The sequence below is a fragment of the Sphingomonas sp. Leaf22 genome (assembly GCF_001421715.1).
Lineage (GTDB): Bacteria > Pseudomonadota > Alphaproteobacteria > Sphingomonadales > Sphingomonadaceae > Sphingomonas.
The window spans coordinates 1-13078 of record NZ_LMKP01000020.1; the positions used below are offsets into that span (position 1 = coordinate 1).

At 62.0% G+C, this 13078-nt stretch carries 17 protein-coding genes and 1 pseudogene; 7 read left to right on the forward strand and 11 right to left on the reverse strand.

What is annotated here, in order from left to right; all coding sequences use genetic code 11:
* Positions 1–298: 298 nt before the first annotated feature.
* On the reverse strand, positions 299–721 hold the full coding sequence (locus ASE70_RS10255) for a recombinase family protein (RefSeq protein ID WP_235519780.1): 423 nt from the start codon (positions 719–721) through the stop codon (positions 299–301).
* Between the two features lie 260 nt (positions 722–981).
* Between ASE70_RS10255 and ASE70_RS21080 the strand changes: the two are divergent.
* Both ASE70_RS21080 and ASE70_RS10260 read left to right on the forward strand, forming a co-directional pair.
* Positions 982–1182, forward strand: a pseudogene (locus ASE70_RS21080) (SWIM zinc finger family protein); the annotation flags it as partial.
* Between the two features lie 27 nt (positions 1183–1209).
* Positions 1210–4350 (forward strand): DEAD/DEAH box helicase, encoded by a 3141-nt coding sequence (locus ASE70_RS10260; RefSeq protein ID WP_235519781.1) that lies wholly within the window; start codon positions 1210–1212, stop codon positions 4348–4350.
* A 29-nt stretch (positions 4351–4379) separates the two neighbouring features.
* Here the strand turns inward: ASE70_RS10260 and ASE70_RS10265 are convergent, their stop codons facing one another.
* Together ASE70_RS10265 and ASE70_RS10270 are read right to left on the reverse strand one after the other, a co-directional pair.
* Positions 4380–4769, reverse strand: a complete 390-nt coding sequence (locus tag ASE70_RS10265) for a type II toxin-antitoxin system VapC family toxin (protein ID WP_056504386.1) — start codon at positions 4767–4769, stop codon at positions 4380–4382.
* On the reverse strand, positions 4766–5059 hold the full coding sequence (locus tag ASE70_RS10270) for an AbrB/MazE/SpoVT family DNA-binding domain-containing protein (RefSeq protein WP_056504388.1): 294 nt from the start codon (positions 5057–5059) through the stop codon (positions 4766–4768). The genes ASE70_RS10265 and ASE70_RS10270 overlap by 4 nt, the downstream gene beginning before the upstream one ends.
* A 234-nt stretch (positions 5060–5293) precedes the next feature.
* On the opposite strand from ASE70_RS10270, the gene ASE70_RS10275 reads away from it, so the two are divergent.
* Both ASE70_RS10275 and ASE70_RS19195 read left to right on the forward strand, forming a co-directional pair.
* Positions 5294–5914 carry a recombinase family protein gene (locus tag ASE70_RS10275; RefSeq protein WP_082450963.1) on the forward strand — a complete coding sequence of 207 codons (621 nt, stop codon included), beginning with the start codon at positions 5294–5296 and terminating at the stop codon, positions 5912–5914.
* Entirely contained in the window at positions 5898–6395 is a 498-nt protein-coding gene (locus tag ASE70_RS19195; protein WP_235519784.1) for a hypothetical protein, read from the forward strand. The genes ASE70_RS10275 and ASE70_RS19195 overlap by 17 nt, the downstream gene beginning before the upstream one ends.
* 81 nt (positions 6396–6476) lie before the next feature.
* On the opposite strand, the gene ASE70_RS10280 is transcribed toward ASE70_RS19195, so the two are convergent.
* Positions 6477–6917, reverse strand: a complete 441-nt coding sequence (locus ASE70_RS10280) for a hypothetical protein (RefSeq protein WP_056504392.1) — start codon at positions 6915–6917, stop codon at positions 6477–6479.
* Positions 6918–7297: 380 nt separating this feature from the next.
* On the opposite strand from ASE70_RS10280, the gene ASE70_RS19840 reads away from it, so the two are divergent.
* Positions 7298–9049: a hypothetical protein gene (locus ASE70_RS19840; RefSeq protein WP_156356162.1), complete on the forward strand. Its 1752-nt coding sequence runs from the start codon at positions 7298–7300 to the stop codon at positions 9047–9049.
* Here ASE70_RS19840 and ASE70_RS10285 read toward each other — a convergent pair.
* From ASE70_RS10285 to ASE70_RS20415, 5 genes are all read right to left on the reverse strand, one after another.
* Positions 8985–9305: a hypothetical protein gene (locus ASE70_RS10285; RefSeq protein WP_056504395.1), complete on the reverse strand. Its 321-nt coding sequence runs from the start codon at positions 9303–9305 to the stop codon at positions 8985–8987. The two genes, ASE70_RS19840 and ASE70_RS10285, sit on opposite strands and share 65 nt — an antisense overlap.
* A gap of 6 nt (positions 9306–9311) precedes the next feature.
* Positions 9312–9515 carry a hypothetical protein gene (locus tag ASE70_RS10290; protein ID WP_056504398.1) on the reverse strand — a complete coding sequence of 68 codons (204 nt, stop codon included), beginning with the start codon at positions 9513–9515 and terminating at the stop codon, positions 9312–9314.
* Positions 9512–9913, reverse strand: coding sequence for a hypothetical protein (locus ASE70_RS19845; protein WP_156356164.1), 402 nt, complete (start codon positions 9911–9913; stop codon positions 9512–9514). Before ASE70_RS19845 ends, ASE70_RS10290 begins: the two co-directional genes overlap by 4 nt.
* A 116-nt stretch (positions 9914–10029) precedes the next feature.
* A complete protein-coding gene (locus ASE70_RS10300; protein WP_056504404.1) occupies positions 10030–10785 on the reverse strand; it encodes a hypothetical protein in 756 nt (251 codons plus the stop codon).
* 187 nt (positions 10786–10972) lie between these two features.
* Positions 10973–11110 carry a hypothetical protein gene (locus ASE70_RS20415; RefSeq protein ID WP_165895571.1) on the reverse strand — a complete coding sequence of 46 codons (138 nt, stop codon included), beginning with the start codon at positions 11108–11110 and terminating at the stop codon, positions 10973–10975.
* A 105-nt stretch (positions 11111–11215) separates the two neighbouring features.
* On the opposite strand from ASE70_RS20415, the gene ASE70_RS19850 reads away from it, so the two are divergent.
* Positions 11216–11407, forward strand: coding sequence for a hypothetical protein (locus ASE70_RS19850; RefSeq protein WP_156356165.1), 192 nt, complete (start codon positions 11216–11218; stop codon positions 11405–11407).
* Here ASE70_RS19850 and ASE70_RS10310 read toward each other — a convergent pair.
* Positions 11376–12284, reverse strand: coding sequence for a LysR family transcriptional regulator (locus ASE70_RS10310; protein WP_056024441.1), 909 nt, complete (start codon positions 12282–12284; stop codon positions 11376–11378). The two genes, ASE70_RS19850 and ASE70_RS10310, sit on opposite strands and share 32 nt — an antisense overlap.
* Positions 12285–12368: 84 nt before the next feature.
* The gene (locus ASE70_RS10315) at positions 12369–12740 is read right to left on the reverse strand and encodes a cyclophilin-like fold protein (RefSeq protein WP_056024445.1); all 372 of its coding nucleotides are present in this window, start codon (positions 12738–12740) and stop codon (positions 12369–12371) included.
* A gap of 158 nt (positions 12741–12898) precedes the next feature.
* Here ASE70_RS10315 and ASE70_RS20900 point away from each other — a divergent pair, with 158 nt between their 5' ends.
* On the forward strand, positions 12899–13033 hold the full coding sequence (locus ASE70_RS20900) for a hypothetical protein (RefSeq protein ID WP_261362621.1): 135 nt from the start codon (positions 12899–12901) through the stop codon (positions 13031–13033).
* The last annotated feature ends 45 nt before the right edge of the window (positions 13034–13078 follow it).

The window sequence follows — 13078 nt, forward strand, 5'->3', positions numbered from 1 at the left end:
CCCGCACTCAGGGCTCAAAATGCGTTCGCCGCGCGAGCATCGCGCACTGGTTTCTGCAACCGCCTAATTCCGTCCGGTAAAACGGGGGCCAGATCAGCTGTCCGTTTCAGTGGCCGTTGCCGCTTTGAGGAGCCGATCGCGAGCGATCTTGGCAAGCAGGGTACGGCTGCATCCAGTTGCGCCCATGATCTCCCGCCAGCTGCGGCCATCCCTGAGCAGGGACGAGATAGCAGCGTTGCGCGTCTTGTTTGCGGGCCGCCCCTTGTAGAGGCCGGCAGCCTTGGCCTTGGCGGTCCCCTTAGGCCTGGCGACGATGGCAGTCCTCGTAGTCTTTTCGCGCTACTGCGGCGAGAACATCGAGTATCATCGCCTTGACCGCGGCGAACATGCGGCCGGTGCCATCGGGGGCCACGAGGTGGAGCAGGTCGAGCGCGACGATACGGACCTGCTTGGCATCGATCAGACCAAGCAGGCGCATCCAGTCGGGCGAGGTGAGGCGGGACGGCCGGTCGACCTGCTCCACCAGAAGCACGTCGCCGGGTTCGCAGTCGTTGAGCAGTCGGAACAGCTCAAGCCGACGCAGCTTGGCCCCGCTTTGGTTTTCGACATAGCGCGCCGCGAAACGCAGTCTCTGCTCAACCGCAAAGGCGTCGAGCCCGCTGCGAGCGCGTGATGCGTCCTGTTCGGACGTAGATGCGCGGAGGTAGGCCCGGATGAACATGGCTTAGTCTTCGATACGTTGTGCTTGTTTGTGCAGTCTTTTTTAAATGGATAAACCACCATTAAGGTACCGGTTCGGTGCTGGTCCCCGAAAGGCATGCTAAAAAGCACTGTCTGGACGGCCCAGTTGCATCGACACCGTACATGATGTCGCCACGCTCATGCGGCTGGTCCGCTGGCGGTGGGCAAGGTAATCTGTCGACCATGCTGCCCGACGTTACAGACGCTATCATATCCCGCGCCATCACCAATTCGCGGATGATGGAGGCGGGACGGGAGTATTGGCGAAACGGCCATGTCGTACGGCTGGAGGCTGGCGCGGACCGGTCTGTTTTCTCCGCTTCGGTGAAGGGGACGGAGCGCACACCTTACCTTGTCGAGCTGCGCTTTCGCCCGGATGCGAGTGTCGCGACATATTGTACGTGTCCCGTTTCGATCGGCTGCAAGCATGCCGCGGCGGTCCTGTTTGCATTGCAAGCAGCCAAAGCGGTGACACAAGCCGACGTTGCAGGCGCAGGAACGGGCAGGACAGGAATCCTGCTCGATCATGCGGCACCACGGCAGGTGGTGGAGCCGCTGCCGCCGGCGCTGGCACAATGGGCGGCAGCGATGAAGCCGCTCGCCGAGCGGCATGCTATCGCACCGCGTCCCGCAGTTCGCGCGATCCTGTATATCGTGAAGGTACAGGCGCTCTCCGGCACCGCGAAACTGTCGAAAAAGCGGCCGCTGGCATCGATGACGTCGCCGGGTTGCGCGCTGCGCCTGATGATCGAGCCGGTCGATGTCGCGCTCGATGCCGGCGGCAAGCCGACAGGCAGCGGCACCAAGGTGTATGCGGGCAGCCTCTACCCCGGTTACGGCAGCCCGCCGCACATGAGCGACGAGGATCGCCTGATCGTTCGCTGTCTGCAACAGCGGCTCGGCGACACCGATCACGACGGATGCCTCAGCGGGGCAGGGGGTGCCGACCTGCTCCAACGCATCATCGCGACTGGTCGATCGCGTTGGGAGAACCCGCGCGGACCGGCGCTATCGTCGCAGTCGGCAGCACCGGCACGACTGACCTGGATGCATGACGATCTTGGTCATATGCGGCTGTCGGTCAACGGCATCGCCTCGGGCAGCGTGGTGGCGCTGGCCGCCCCGCCAGTCGTGATCGACACGGTCGGCGGGGCGGTCACGCCGCTTGACCTGGGCGTACCCGCGACAATGGCTGAGCAGTTGCTGCGACTGCCGCCTGTCGGACCTGACGCGGTCGCGGGGCTGGCGGCACGCTGGAGCGATATGGTGCCGAGCCAAGTGCCTGCGCCAGTTGCACCCGATATCCGCGACTTGGGCGTGATCGCTCCGGTCCCGGTCGTGTCGCTGTGTATTGATAAGGTTGCCATCGAAAGCTGGCACGGCTCACGCTACCGCTATGACCATCGCATGCAGGTGCCTTGCGCTCTCGCCCGTGTGAGCTTCGACTATGCAGGAACGATCGTCGATCCGTCGGTGAACGATCGGACGTTGCTGGTTCGGGGTGGCGACGCGCTCATTCGCTTCACACGCGACGAGGATGCGGAAGAGGAGGCCTTCGGCCGCTTGATGCTGGCCGGGCTGATGCCGCTTCACGATTTCGATGAAGCCGCTCCCTGCGCGCGGCAGGCGTGGGACCAGGTCCCCGACTTGCCGGCCTCGGCGGAGGATTTCACGCCGTTCCTGATCTACGAGGCGGAGACACTTCGCGCCGAGGGCTGGCGGGTCGAGGCCACGGCGGACTTTCCGCTGCGTGTACTCCCGGTTGAGGTCGACAGCCTGTTCGCGGCAGTGGTGCCGACAGGGATCGACTGGTTCGACATCGAGCTGGGCGTGACCGTCGACGGCGCGCGGATCGACCTCGTTCCCGCACTGCGACGAATGCTCACCACATTTGATGCCGGTGAGTTCGACGCGTTTAGCCGGGACCTTGCTGAAGCGGATGACCTGCTGCCGGTGGCGCTCGGCGACGGGCGGGTCGTGACGGTGCCGGCGGGCGCGATGCTGCCGGTGCTGCGCTCGCTACTCGCCTTGGCCGCCAACGATGCGGCGCCTGTCGGGGCTGGCGGGAGGCCGGGGTTCTCACGGCTCGACATGGGGTTGCTCGGCGAACTGGAGGCGACGACGCCGACGCTGGCGTGGAGCGGTGCCGACGCGTTGCGGCAACTGGCGCGCGAACTGACCCAACTGCGGTTTGCCCCGACGCCGCTGCCGACGGGGTTCACGGCCACGCTGCGGCCCTATCAGCAGACCGGCTTCGACTGGCTGGAGGCGCTGGCACGTGCCGGGTTCGGCGGATTGCTTGCCGATGACATGGGGCTGGGGAAGACCGTGCAGACGCTGGCGCATATCGCGTCACGCAAGGCGGTGGACGCCGGCCCGGTGCTCATCGTCGCGCCGACCTCGGTGCTGCCCAACTGGCAGGCGGAGATCGCGCGCTTCGCACCCGGCCTGTCGGTGCTGATGCGGCATGGCGCCGGCCGCCACGATGCGACAGTACCGATCGGCGACTGCGACGTGGTGTTGACCAGCTATCCGCTGCTGGTGCGTGATGCCGATATTCTTGCCGACGAGATGTTCGCGCTGGTCGTGTTCGACGAGGCGCATGTGCTGAAAAATCCGCGCACCGGCAGCCATGCCGCAGCGAAACGACTAAAGGCGCAGCGCCGGATTGCGCTGACCGGCACGCCGGTCGAGAACCGGCTGACCGATGCATGGGCGCTGTTCGACCTGATCGTACCGGGTCTGCTGGGATCGCAGCGCGACTTCCAGCGGCTGTATCGCACCCCGATCGAGAAGCACGGTGACGGCGAGGCACGCGCCCGACTGGCACGAAAGCTCAGGCCGTTCATGCTACGCCGGACCAAGGACGCCGTGGCACCCGACCTGCCGGCTAAATCCGTCATCCAGGTCGCGGTCGTACCTCCCCCCGCCCAGATGGCGCTGCACGAAAGCCAACGCATTCTGATGCAGCAGCGCGTGCGCGACGAGATCGCGCGCGTCGGGCTGATGCGCGCGCAGATCATCGTCCTCACGGCGCTCACCCGGTTGCGGCAGGTATGTTGCGACCCGCGACTGCTGCCAGATTGTGGCCCAAAGCCGTCGGGCTCTGCAAAGCTGGAGCGGCTGATCGAATTGTTGGATGAACTGATACCGGAAGGACGGCGGATCATCCTGTTTAGCCAGTTCACGTCCATGCTCGATCTCATCAAACCCGAACTCGACCGGCGGGGTCACGCCTGGGTCGAACTGACCGGCATGAGCAGGGACCGCCGCGCGCCGGTCGCCCGCTTTCAGGCCGGCGAAGTGCCTCTGATCCTGGTCAGCCTGAAAGCGGGCGGCACGGGGCTGAACCTGACGGCCGCCGATACCGTGATCCTCTACGATCCGTGGTGGAACCCGGCAGTGGAGGCGCAGGCGATCGATCGCGCGCACCGCATCGGCCAGCAAAAGCCGGTGTTCGTCTACCGCATGATCGCCAGCGGCACGATCGAGGAGAAGATTCTTGATCTGCAACACCGCAAGGCCGCACTCGCCGACGCACTGTGGAGCGACGAGGCGGCGACCTCCGCTGGATTGACGCAGGAGGACATCGACTTCCTGCTCGGGTAGCTGCGCTCGGAAAGTATCTGCGGGTTACGTCAGGAGCGGATCAGTTCGATCTCAAGGCCTTTAACCTTCACTTTCTTCCACTCCCGATCGCCGGTAAGGGCAGGGGCGTCGAGCTGCATGGCCAGTGCGAGGCATGACCGATCGCCCAAACCACGACCGTACTGGCGCGTTTGCGCGTGCAGGCCTGCAGCTGCATATGCCGCACCGACGTCATGTGCGCGGACGTCGAGGCGCAGTTCGTCCAGTAATTCGCGGGTGGTGACCTCGTCGAGGCCGCTAAGCAGCAACTCCTTGATGACCTCCTGAAGGTTGACCGCCGAGATCGCAGCACGCCCGACATGAGGTGCGACCTTGTCAGCGCCGGGTTCGTCCCGAACCAGCGCCAGCACCGCGGATGCGTCGAGGACGACAGAGGTCATTGTGCGTCCCGGTCTTCATCAGCGGATGCGACTTCGCCAAGGTCAGCGACAGCTTCGGCCTTCCTGTCATTCAGGAAGTCGTCGGTCGTGCGCTCCAGCTTGGCGTGTTCGCGGTAGAGCGCCTGTGCGCGTGATACGCCGTGACCGATCGGCGACAGGCGAACTAGATCGTCCTCGATAGTAAGAATGACCTTCGCATCACCGTGTAAGCCCATCGCCTTGCGAACCGAAGCAGGCAAAACCATACGGCCGTTGCCGGCTACCTTGATATCCATGGTTTGTATTGGCATGCCTCCATCCCTTCCGCAGCTAGGCAACTGCATATATATGCCATTGGCAGTCGTATGCCACAAGTTTCGGATAGACAGGTCTGACGATATGGCCGGCGCCAAGCGTTCATCTGGGTATACCCGTATCGGACAACCAGTATGAAACGCCGGTAGCGTCTAATCAGGGTGGGTTGCAGGGATATTGAACAGTTGATCCGTTGGGTTTAGAAGCTGTTCGAACAGAATGAGGGTTCGATGGCGCTTTTTGGATATGCCCGTGTTTCTACGACGGATCAGGATCTCGGCATCCAGGAAGCCGCTTTACGCGCAGCTGGATGTCAGACGATCCGGTCGGAGAAAAAGTCCGGGTCCGGGCGCGAAGCTCGAACCGAATTACAAGTCCTGCTCGATTTTCTGCGCGAGGGCGACACGCTGGTTGTGACGCGGATCGACCGGCTCGCACGGTCGATGAAGGACCTTCAGGACATCGTCCACGAGTTGAAGGGCAGGGGGGTAGCCTTAAAGGCGACAGAGCAGCCGATCGATACCCGCACTGCCGCCGGTAAAGCGTTCCTCGATATGCTCGGCGTCTTTGCCGAGTTCGAGACGAACCTGCGTAAGGAACGACAGGCGGAGGGGATCGCGGCTGCCAAGGCGCGCGGCGTCTATAAGGGCGGCAAACCGCGTATCGATCCGGAGGCGGTGCGCACGCGCGCGGCGCAGGGGATGCGCCCGGCGCACATCGCCCGCGAACTGGGGATCTCGCGAGGGACGGTTTATCGCTTCCTACCTGCAGCGTCTCTCGGGCCAAACGGTGCCTTGCCATCGGAATCCGCTCTACTGCATAGCGCTGCTACCGATGCCGATCCGTCCTGAGCATGTTTTTCTGTACCCGATCGATTGGCGGCATATTTCCGACTTCGTTCGGTTTGTCCGTGCCAAAGGGTGCTGCGAGCATTGTGGTCGGGGACATCTGAAGCGCGTCTTCCACATGGGTGACGGACGGTGGTGGGATGCGGAACGCGGCTATTGGCGGAACGGGCAGGGCAGGCGGGTTCGTCGCCCGACCAACGATATTCTTCACGTTGGTAAGTGGACATCGGTGGTTCTAGCGTGCGCCCATCTCCATCACGATCCAAGCGACAGTCGCTTCGAAAAGCTGGCTGCGCTTTGCCAGCGATGCCACATGATCCACGATGCCCCCGAGCATCGGCGACGTCGGTGGATGAATGCCCATTTCCGTCGGGCGATGGGCGACCTGTTCTACGGCCCCTATCCCGAACATGGTGCCGATTGGATTACTCCGACGCCAGCCAGCATGCTCGATGATCCACGGCTACTTTACTTTCAGGTCTGAGCTAAGCGGCGCGTTGCGTTGGGGTTCAGGTGGTATGCCGGCAGGTTCGTGCTATTGAGTAAGTAAGCGCTGGGGTCCTGATCATGCCGCTGCGGACTGTTGCCCATTAGCTGGCATGGCAGCAATTTGCAGCTGCCTAGTCGCCTGAACCACGAGATCTGCGTTCGGCAGGTCCCGGTGATCGATCCACCACTTCGCATCGCTTATGCGCAGGCAAAGGCTGCAGTCGGCATCAGTGGTTTTGTGTGGGGTCGCCATCAGCGCGGCCAAACGATTGATGCGAATAGTTTCGGCCCAACTCACCTGCCGCTCACTCCCGGTCAGTGGCGGCAGGACGAGATGCGCTATCGTCGCACTGTCACGCGCCGCAGCCTCGGTTTGTTCGGTTTTCTTGTCAGCGACGAAACAGGCTCGGCATTTGGTTGTCCGCAGCCAGCGTGCCTTGCGCGCGACCTGAGAGTCGAAGCCGTAAATGACATGAACCTGCTTGTGGCCGCAGGCATGAATAATCTGCTGTTCCATGCTTCCGAGGCTGCCGCATCGCCCACCGACTGCCAAATCCTATGAGTCGATACGAATCGTTCCCGCGACGAACGGTTGCGGCCAAGCAAAGTAGGCTCAGGCGCAGGAAGCAGACGTGCGTTCATGGTGGAAACCGGCCGGTCCGCTTTTCGGCGGTGATGACGAGATAGCGGCCATTCATTCAGGCGGCGGGGCAGGGGCCTCAGACGTCCGCGGATGGTGGCTTTTGATTCACCCACTACGGTGATACCCCAACTAATATCCCCATCATTCCCCCGCCCATCAATAATCGTGCGAAGCTCTTGCGTTAGGCTCCTACCCATCTGAGCTACATCCGGTCATACTTGCCGTGCCATGGCTGCTTAACATATCCAGCCAAGATGAACGACGACGCCGAAACGATGCCCTTAGACGGACCCGGGCCTGGAATGGACAAAGAAGCGCCACCCCAGCCATGGTTCAGCCGTCATAAATCGCTCCGTTACCGTCTTATTTTACGCTTATCACGGTGGACGCATGGGAGGATTAGATCTCCCCATTATCATTCCGCTAAAGCGTTTTATCGAGAAAAAGACGCTCAAGAGAACGCCAGCTGTCGCCCCCGGCCGGAGCAGAAAGTCGAAACATTTGGATTTTGGGCGACTGAGGCGTACACACCTGAGACAGCGACCCAATTACTTTCGTCGCTGGAAAAGCTAAAATCTTCGTACCGAGGTCTTGGTGATCGAGACCCGGCGTCATGGGTTCGTCGCCAACGCCGTCGCCCCGGCAGCTCATTCTACCTCTATTTTTCTAGACCAGGGGCTCACGGCTCCCTCGGCAGCTTCGAAATCGAGCTTCCCAGCTTTGCAGAGGCAGCAACAGCAGCCGTCTGGTCAGCAACCCCATCTCTCACGCTCCTGACGGTGGCAATTGAACTTTCTTCGAGCGAGCGCGCCCGAATCCACGAACTCCTTCATGCCGACCATCCGACAAAAATCACTGTCAACGGCAATCGGTCGCTAAGTATCTCCGGTCCCGATCTAGAACGGAGAAGGCTTGTAGAGGAAATTCGATCGAAATGGATCGACGAAGCGACTTTATGGTTCGCGAATCACTTTCCCGGCTTTTTTACTCGAGCTGGTGAACCCGTCCCCACGTGCGAGCTTACCGTGCTCACGGATATCGCGCCGTTTCCTAGTGGGTCAACGGCGGGCAGTGAGCAAAATGACCATCAGCTTCGCGACGCACTCAGAATGTCAGGTGGCGACGTCTTTGTGACACCGGCGCAGGGAGATCCCGCGATTTTTTATGCGCCGTTTCTGGACGGGGCTGATCGCCGAGATTGTCATTCGATTCTGGCGATGACTCGCTCCGGTTTCGAAAGTATCAAAGCGGACGCTTGGGGCGATGACCAGGCTCGCTTTTTCTGGGCCTACAATGACTCGGCAAGGCAAATTGTGGCGCACTGGAGCATCGTCCGGGTACTGGAGAAGTTCAGTGACCGGGTATGGTCTACCCGCGACCAATTCGCAGACTTGATCGGCGGATCTCGGGCGACCGCGGCTCTCGGGAAGGTGCGGAGGCATACCGCTGAATGCACGGACGCCGTCACAATCGCTCGCGAGGTGAACCGTGGAGTACAAGACGGTCTGCTTGGAAACCACGCGGAAGGCTTTGTCCTTCAAGATCCATTTGGATCATCCGAGCCTCGCGAAGCTCGCACGGCTCTGCGGGACATCCTCCGGTCATCAACGAAACGCTTATCTCAGGATTTGACTGAACTTAATGCAGCCCTCCACAGTCAGGCTGCGCTCCTGAGCGCACACGCTAACTTGCGCCTACAGCCACTTATCATGATCTTGGCCGCCGTTAGCATGCTCGCTGGCGTCGTGGCTGCGATCGAACCAATCAAAAAGATCTTATTGTCCGACCGATCGACGCCGACGTCGACTTTGCCGCAGCCGATGGTGGATCATCATCATCCTTATAAACAAGAAGGGAAACAGCGATTCACCCGGCGTATGGCCAATGCCGTTGGGGAAATCCCGGCCCGATGGCGGTCGCCCATGGGAATCCGTAGGCCTACTAGCGAATTCCGCCCGGTGAGCCTGCCGCGGGGGGTGCGTCTTCACCAAAGGTCGCGATCGTAAGCTCGTCGCCTTCCTCATCATCCATGACAAGCGACCAGCGCGAAAAGCTGAGCCAATCGGTGCCAAGGCGTCCGCTCACCGTACGCCCGGTATTGAGGTTGACCACAGCCCAACCGCGGATCTGGTCAGTCGGCGCGCAGATGAACGCCTCGTCTGCACGGACGAGGAAAAGGCCACGGCGCAAGGTGGTCTCGAAGGCGCTGCGATCAAGCGAGGTTGGATCGACGCGTACGTGAACGTCATCCAGCGCCACCAAGGCCGTCTAATAGGGAAGTTCATGCAGTCCGATGTCCGGCCGGCCACCGGTTGTCATGAACAACGCCTTCTGCCGAAAGCCGTCGTCGAGCGGCTCATCTGTCTGGACGCACTGAAACAGCCAGTTGTTATCTTGGTAGGCCGGCGCCATGTAGAAACGGCCTACCTCGATCGTATGATGCGGCACGACACCGACAAGGCCCCGGATCATTGGCCGTTACCGGGCGATGCAGGCTGCGAGACGCCGACGCGATCAACCGCCTTGGCGACGGTCTGCTCGACGCTCGGGCGCGCCGCGAGGATGAGCACCAAGGCAGCAATCGCGAGGGTCAGCACCCATGCCAGCAGGTTGGTCAGCAGCGCCGAACCGAACCCGGTCCGCTCCGTCACATGCGATTTGACTTGGCCTGCAGCGTTCTCGATCGCGCTCAGCACTGCGGATTGCTGAATATCTGGAGTCGCAGCGTCTAGCGCTCGATCAACGATCCCAGTCAGCAGCTGCTCGGCGGCCGCCCTGTAGGTCTTGACAGTGGTTGCGGACGGGTTGCGCGCATCGCCGGCAACGACTGCACCCGACGCCGCCTCTTCCCTGACGGCCTGCTTGAACAAGGCGTAAGCGACCAGGCCAACGACATCTTCCTCGTCGCCATCCGCCGCAACGAAGTTTTCGAAGGCGCGACTATACCCACGTTCCGCGGGTGCCGCAGGTGGAGGCGCGTGATCCGTCAGCGCTCTTTGCCCGGAGTACGATTCAAAGCGCGGTCCATGATATCCTTGCGGACCGTGCTGATCCGTTCGCCATTCGGGAGGCTGAACGAACTGTGCGCCGACCGGCTCATGCTCTTGGTGGATAGGAATTGACCGCTGCTCGCCGAGCGGGAAGTCCCCGACCCTTTCGATACGCTTTTGGACTTCTTGAACGCCATAAGCTGGAACATAGCCACTACCCGACAGACCAACAATGCCCATGTGAAGCCAGGAGTGCTGCGATCGCCCCACGGCGCTGCCCGATTGAGCCTGGAACCACTTTGGAACGGCACCTGCCACGCGATCGGCCTTGTCGTTATCGCCCGCGGCGCGTCGCCTTCGTTCTGCCGGCGGGAGTCATGCGGATTCGAAACGACCTTAGCTGATCGCCTCGCAACGCTTTTGTCGGTATCGTCGGTCGGTACGACGAGCGCGCTGATCGCCATCGTCGCTCGTCGGGTCCGCCGCGCTTGCCCCAGCGTTCTCATGACGGCGTCCGTCGGCGGCGCTCCCTCCTGGCGCACCAGGTCGCCGAGGTGATCCAGATATGCATCGCGCGTCACGAGGATCGGACGAGTCACGAAGGCATCCCGTCGGCGAGCGGCCAACTCAAGCCACCGGTTGCCCGCGGTCTTCGAGGAAAGGGTCGGCAGCATGAACGACAGGAACGTCGCCGCCGCAGCCTCGGCCGTACGCCCATCCGCACCGTCATCGGCACCCGTCTTGAAGACCAAGATGCCGAGGTCCCCGGACTCCGTTGCCGCAGTGAGGATGGAGACGTATTCCGCCGGCGTGAGGCCGCTATGAACGAGCGTCCGCTCTTAGGCTGGACCGCCACCCGCCGGAGTGACCACAACTGGGCCTCAGCTGGCTAATACCCGTACCAGATGAGTGGGGCCGGTACCGACCGGCCCCCATCGATTACTTCTTTTTTTTGTCGGGGCGCTGAGACAACGCAGATCCAGCGGCTGTCTTCGAGTCCTTGCCGGTTCGACCGTCCTTCAGGACCTTTGAAGCTGCCTTGCCGGCCTTCTCGCTCGTATGCTCGTTCTTCGCCATCGTTTGGCTCCAAGCAAACACCATCTGGTGGTGCACAGTCCTAAACCGTCTATTAGTTGATTGGTTCCTAACTTGTTCCCACGAGGCAAGGTCTTGGACGGTGTCATGAACGACCGTCTGATTATGGGCAGCGTTATTGGCGCCCTGAGCGTCCGGAACTGGGTCTTCGATGCCAAGGAGCGTATGGCGCATGTCTACGACAACCGATGGTACGAGCAGTTCGCGATGAGCGCCGACGTTGCATGCGCATTTCCAATTCGCGTGTCTAAAGGCCTAGCGGACGCAACTCGCGAATGAGTTCGATCAAAAGTTTCAGGCCAGTGGGCACTTGGCGACGGCTGGAATAATAGATGTGGTATGCCGGGCCCATCGTTGACCAGTCCTCTAGCACCGGGCGTAGTTCTCCGCGCGCGATATAGGGGGCGAAGGTTGCCTCCATGCCGTACATAAGTCCGGTCCCCGCGAGCGCCATGGCCAGCATCGCGCGCCCCCCGTTGACGAGGACCTTGCTCGCGACGGGGACCGAGAATTCGCCCTCGGGGCCTTCGAATTCCCAGCGGTAGATATGCGCATTTCCGAGGCGGACGCCGAGACAATGGTGGTGTTCCAAATCCGACGGGTGCTGCGGAACGCCGAACTTCTCGAGATAGGCGGGGGATGCGACGACTATCCAGCGAAGCTCGCCCGAAAGACGTTGCGCCACCATGTCCTCGGGCACCGTTCCGGCGTAACGGATCCCGGCGTCGAAGCCATCTTCGATGACGTCGGTCATCTGGTCCCGCGCGGCGATGTCGATCTCGATATCGGGATACCGCTCGATGAAGATCGGCATGACCGGCGCGAGCAATAAGGGCGCCGCTTCGGCGGCGACGTTCAGACGAACCCGCCCGGTTGGCGCGTCGCGATAGCGGTTGAGGCTCTCGACAGCCTGATCGATCGTGCCGAACGGCTCAGCCACCTTGTCTCGCAACTCCTCGCCAGCGGCAGTCAGGGTGACGCTCCGGTTCGTGCGATGGAGGAGGCGGACGCCGAGCCGTGCCTCGAGCCCCTTCAAGGCATGGCTGAGCGCCGATGCGCTGACCCCAAGTTCGAGCCCGGCGAGCCTGAAACTTCGATGTCGGGAGATTGCCAGGAAGTAGGTCAGGTCGGCGAGATCGGATCGGCTGGTCGGCATAGTGTATCCTGGGCTCTATGGTTTAGCCTCGCAAGCGATCGACGGGCGACTGCGGGATCGGCAGGGGCGTCCTCCCTCGAAGGATCAGCGTTCGGTCGGAGGAGCGACGCGCTGTCGAATTGTAACCTTCACGGCACCGGGGCTCGCGAGATCGGCGTAAGGGCCGTCGATCCGACCGAGGATCACGAGGCCGGGAGAGTGCGGGCCGTCCTTGTGGTAAAGCGCGATGTTCCCCCACGGCGCGTAATAGCCGATCTCTCCGGCGCGCGGCGTGACCGCGGCCGGGGCGCCGTCGCGGGTCAGCGGTCGGGGCAAAGTGGCGACCTTTTCCGTCGCTGCATAATCGGTCAGCGTCAGGTCGAGCGGCAGCTGCGCGAGGAAATCGCGTGCCGAGGGGGAGTCCGCAATCTGCGCAGTCCACTGACGCGTCCCGGCATCGATTTCGATAGTCGTCATTGTTCGTGTCTCTCGCGCGCTGTTTGCATAGGATATCAAGGCGTTGCTTGCCTTCGCGGTCGCTGCTGGTTGGCCGCATGCCGTCAGCAGAGCCAACAGACAGAGAAGGGGGCGTCCTGCCTCGATAGCGCGCATCGTCACCTTCCCCTTACGCCCGCATGGCACGCGACCGCCGGATCATCGCCAAGCTGAAGCAGCAAGCCGTGGCGTCGCGGTTTGGTCGCCAGCGTATCGGCAAGGGCGGCTTCAAGCGCGGCGATCCTCGGCCGGCACGTGTGTCTATCTTGATCTAACCGCCGCCCCCGACCCGAACAACACGGTCTTGCGTTGATGCCATG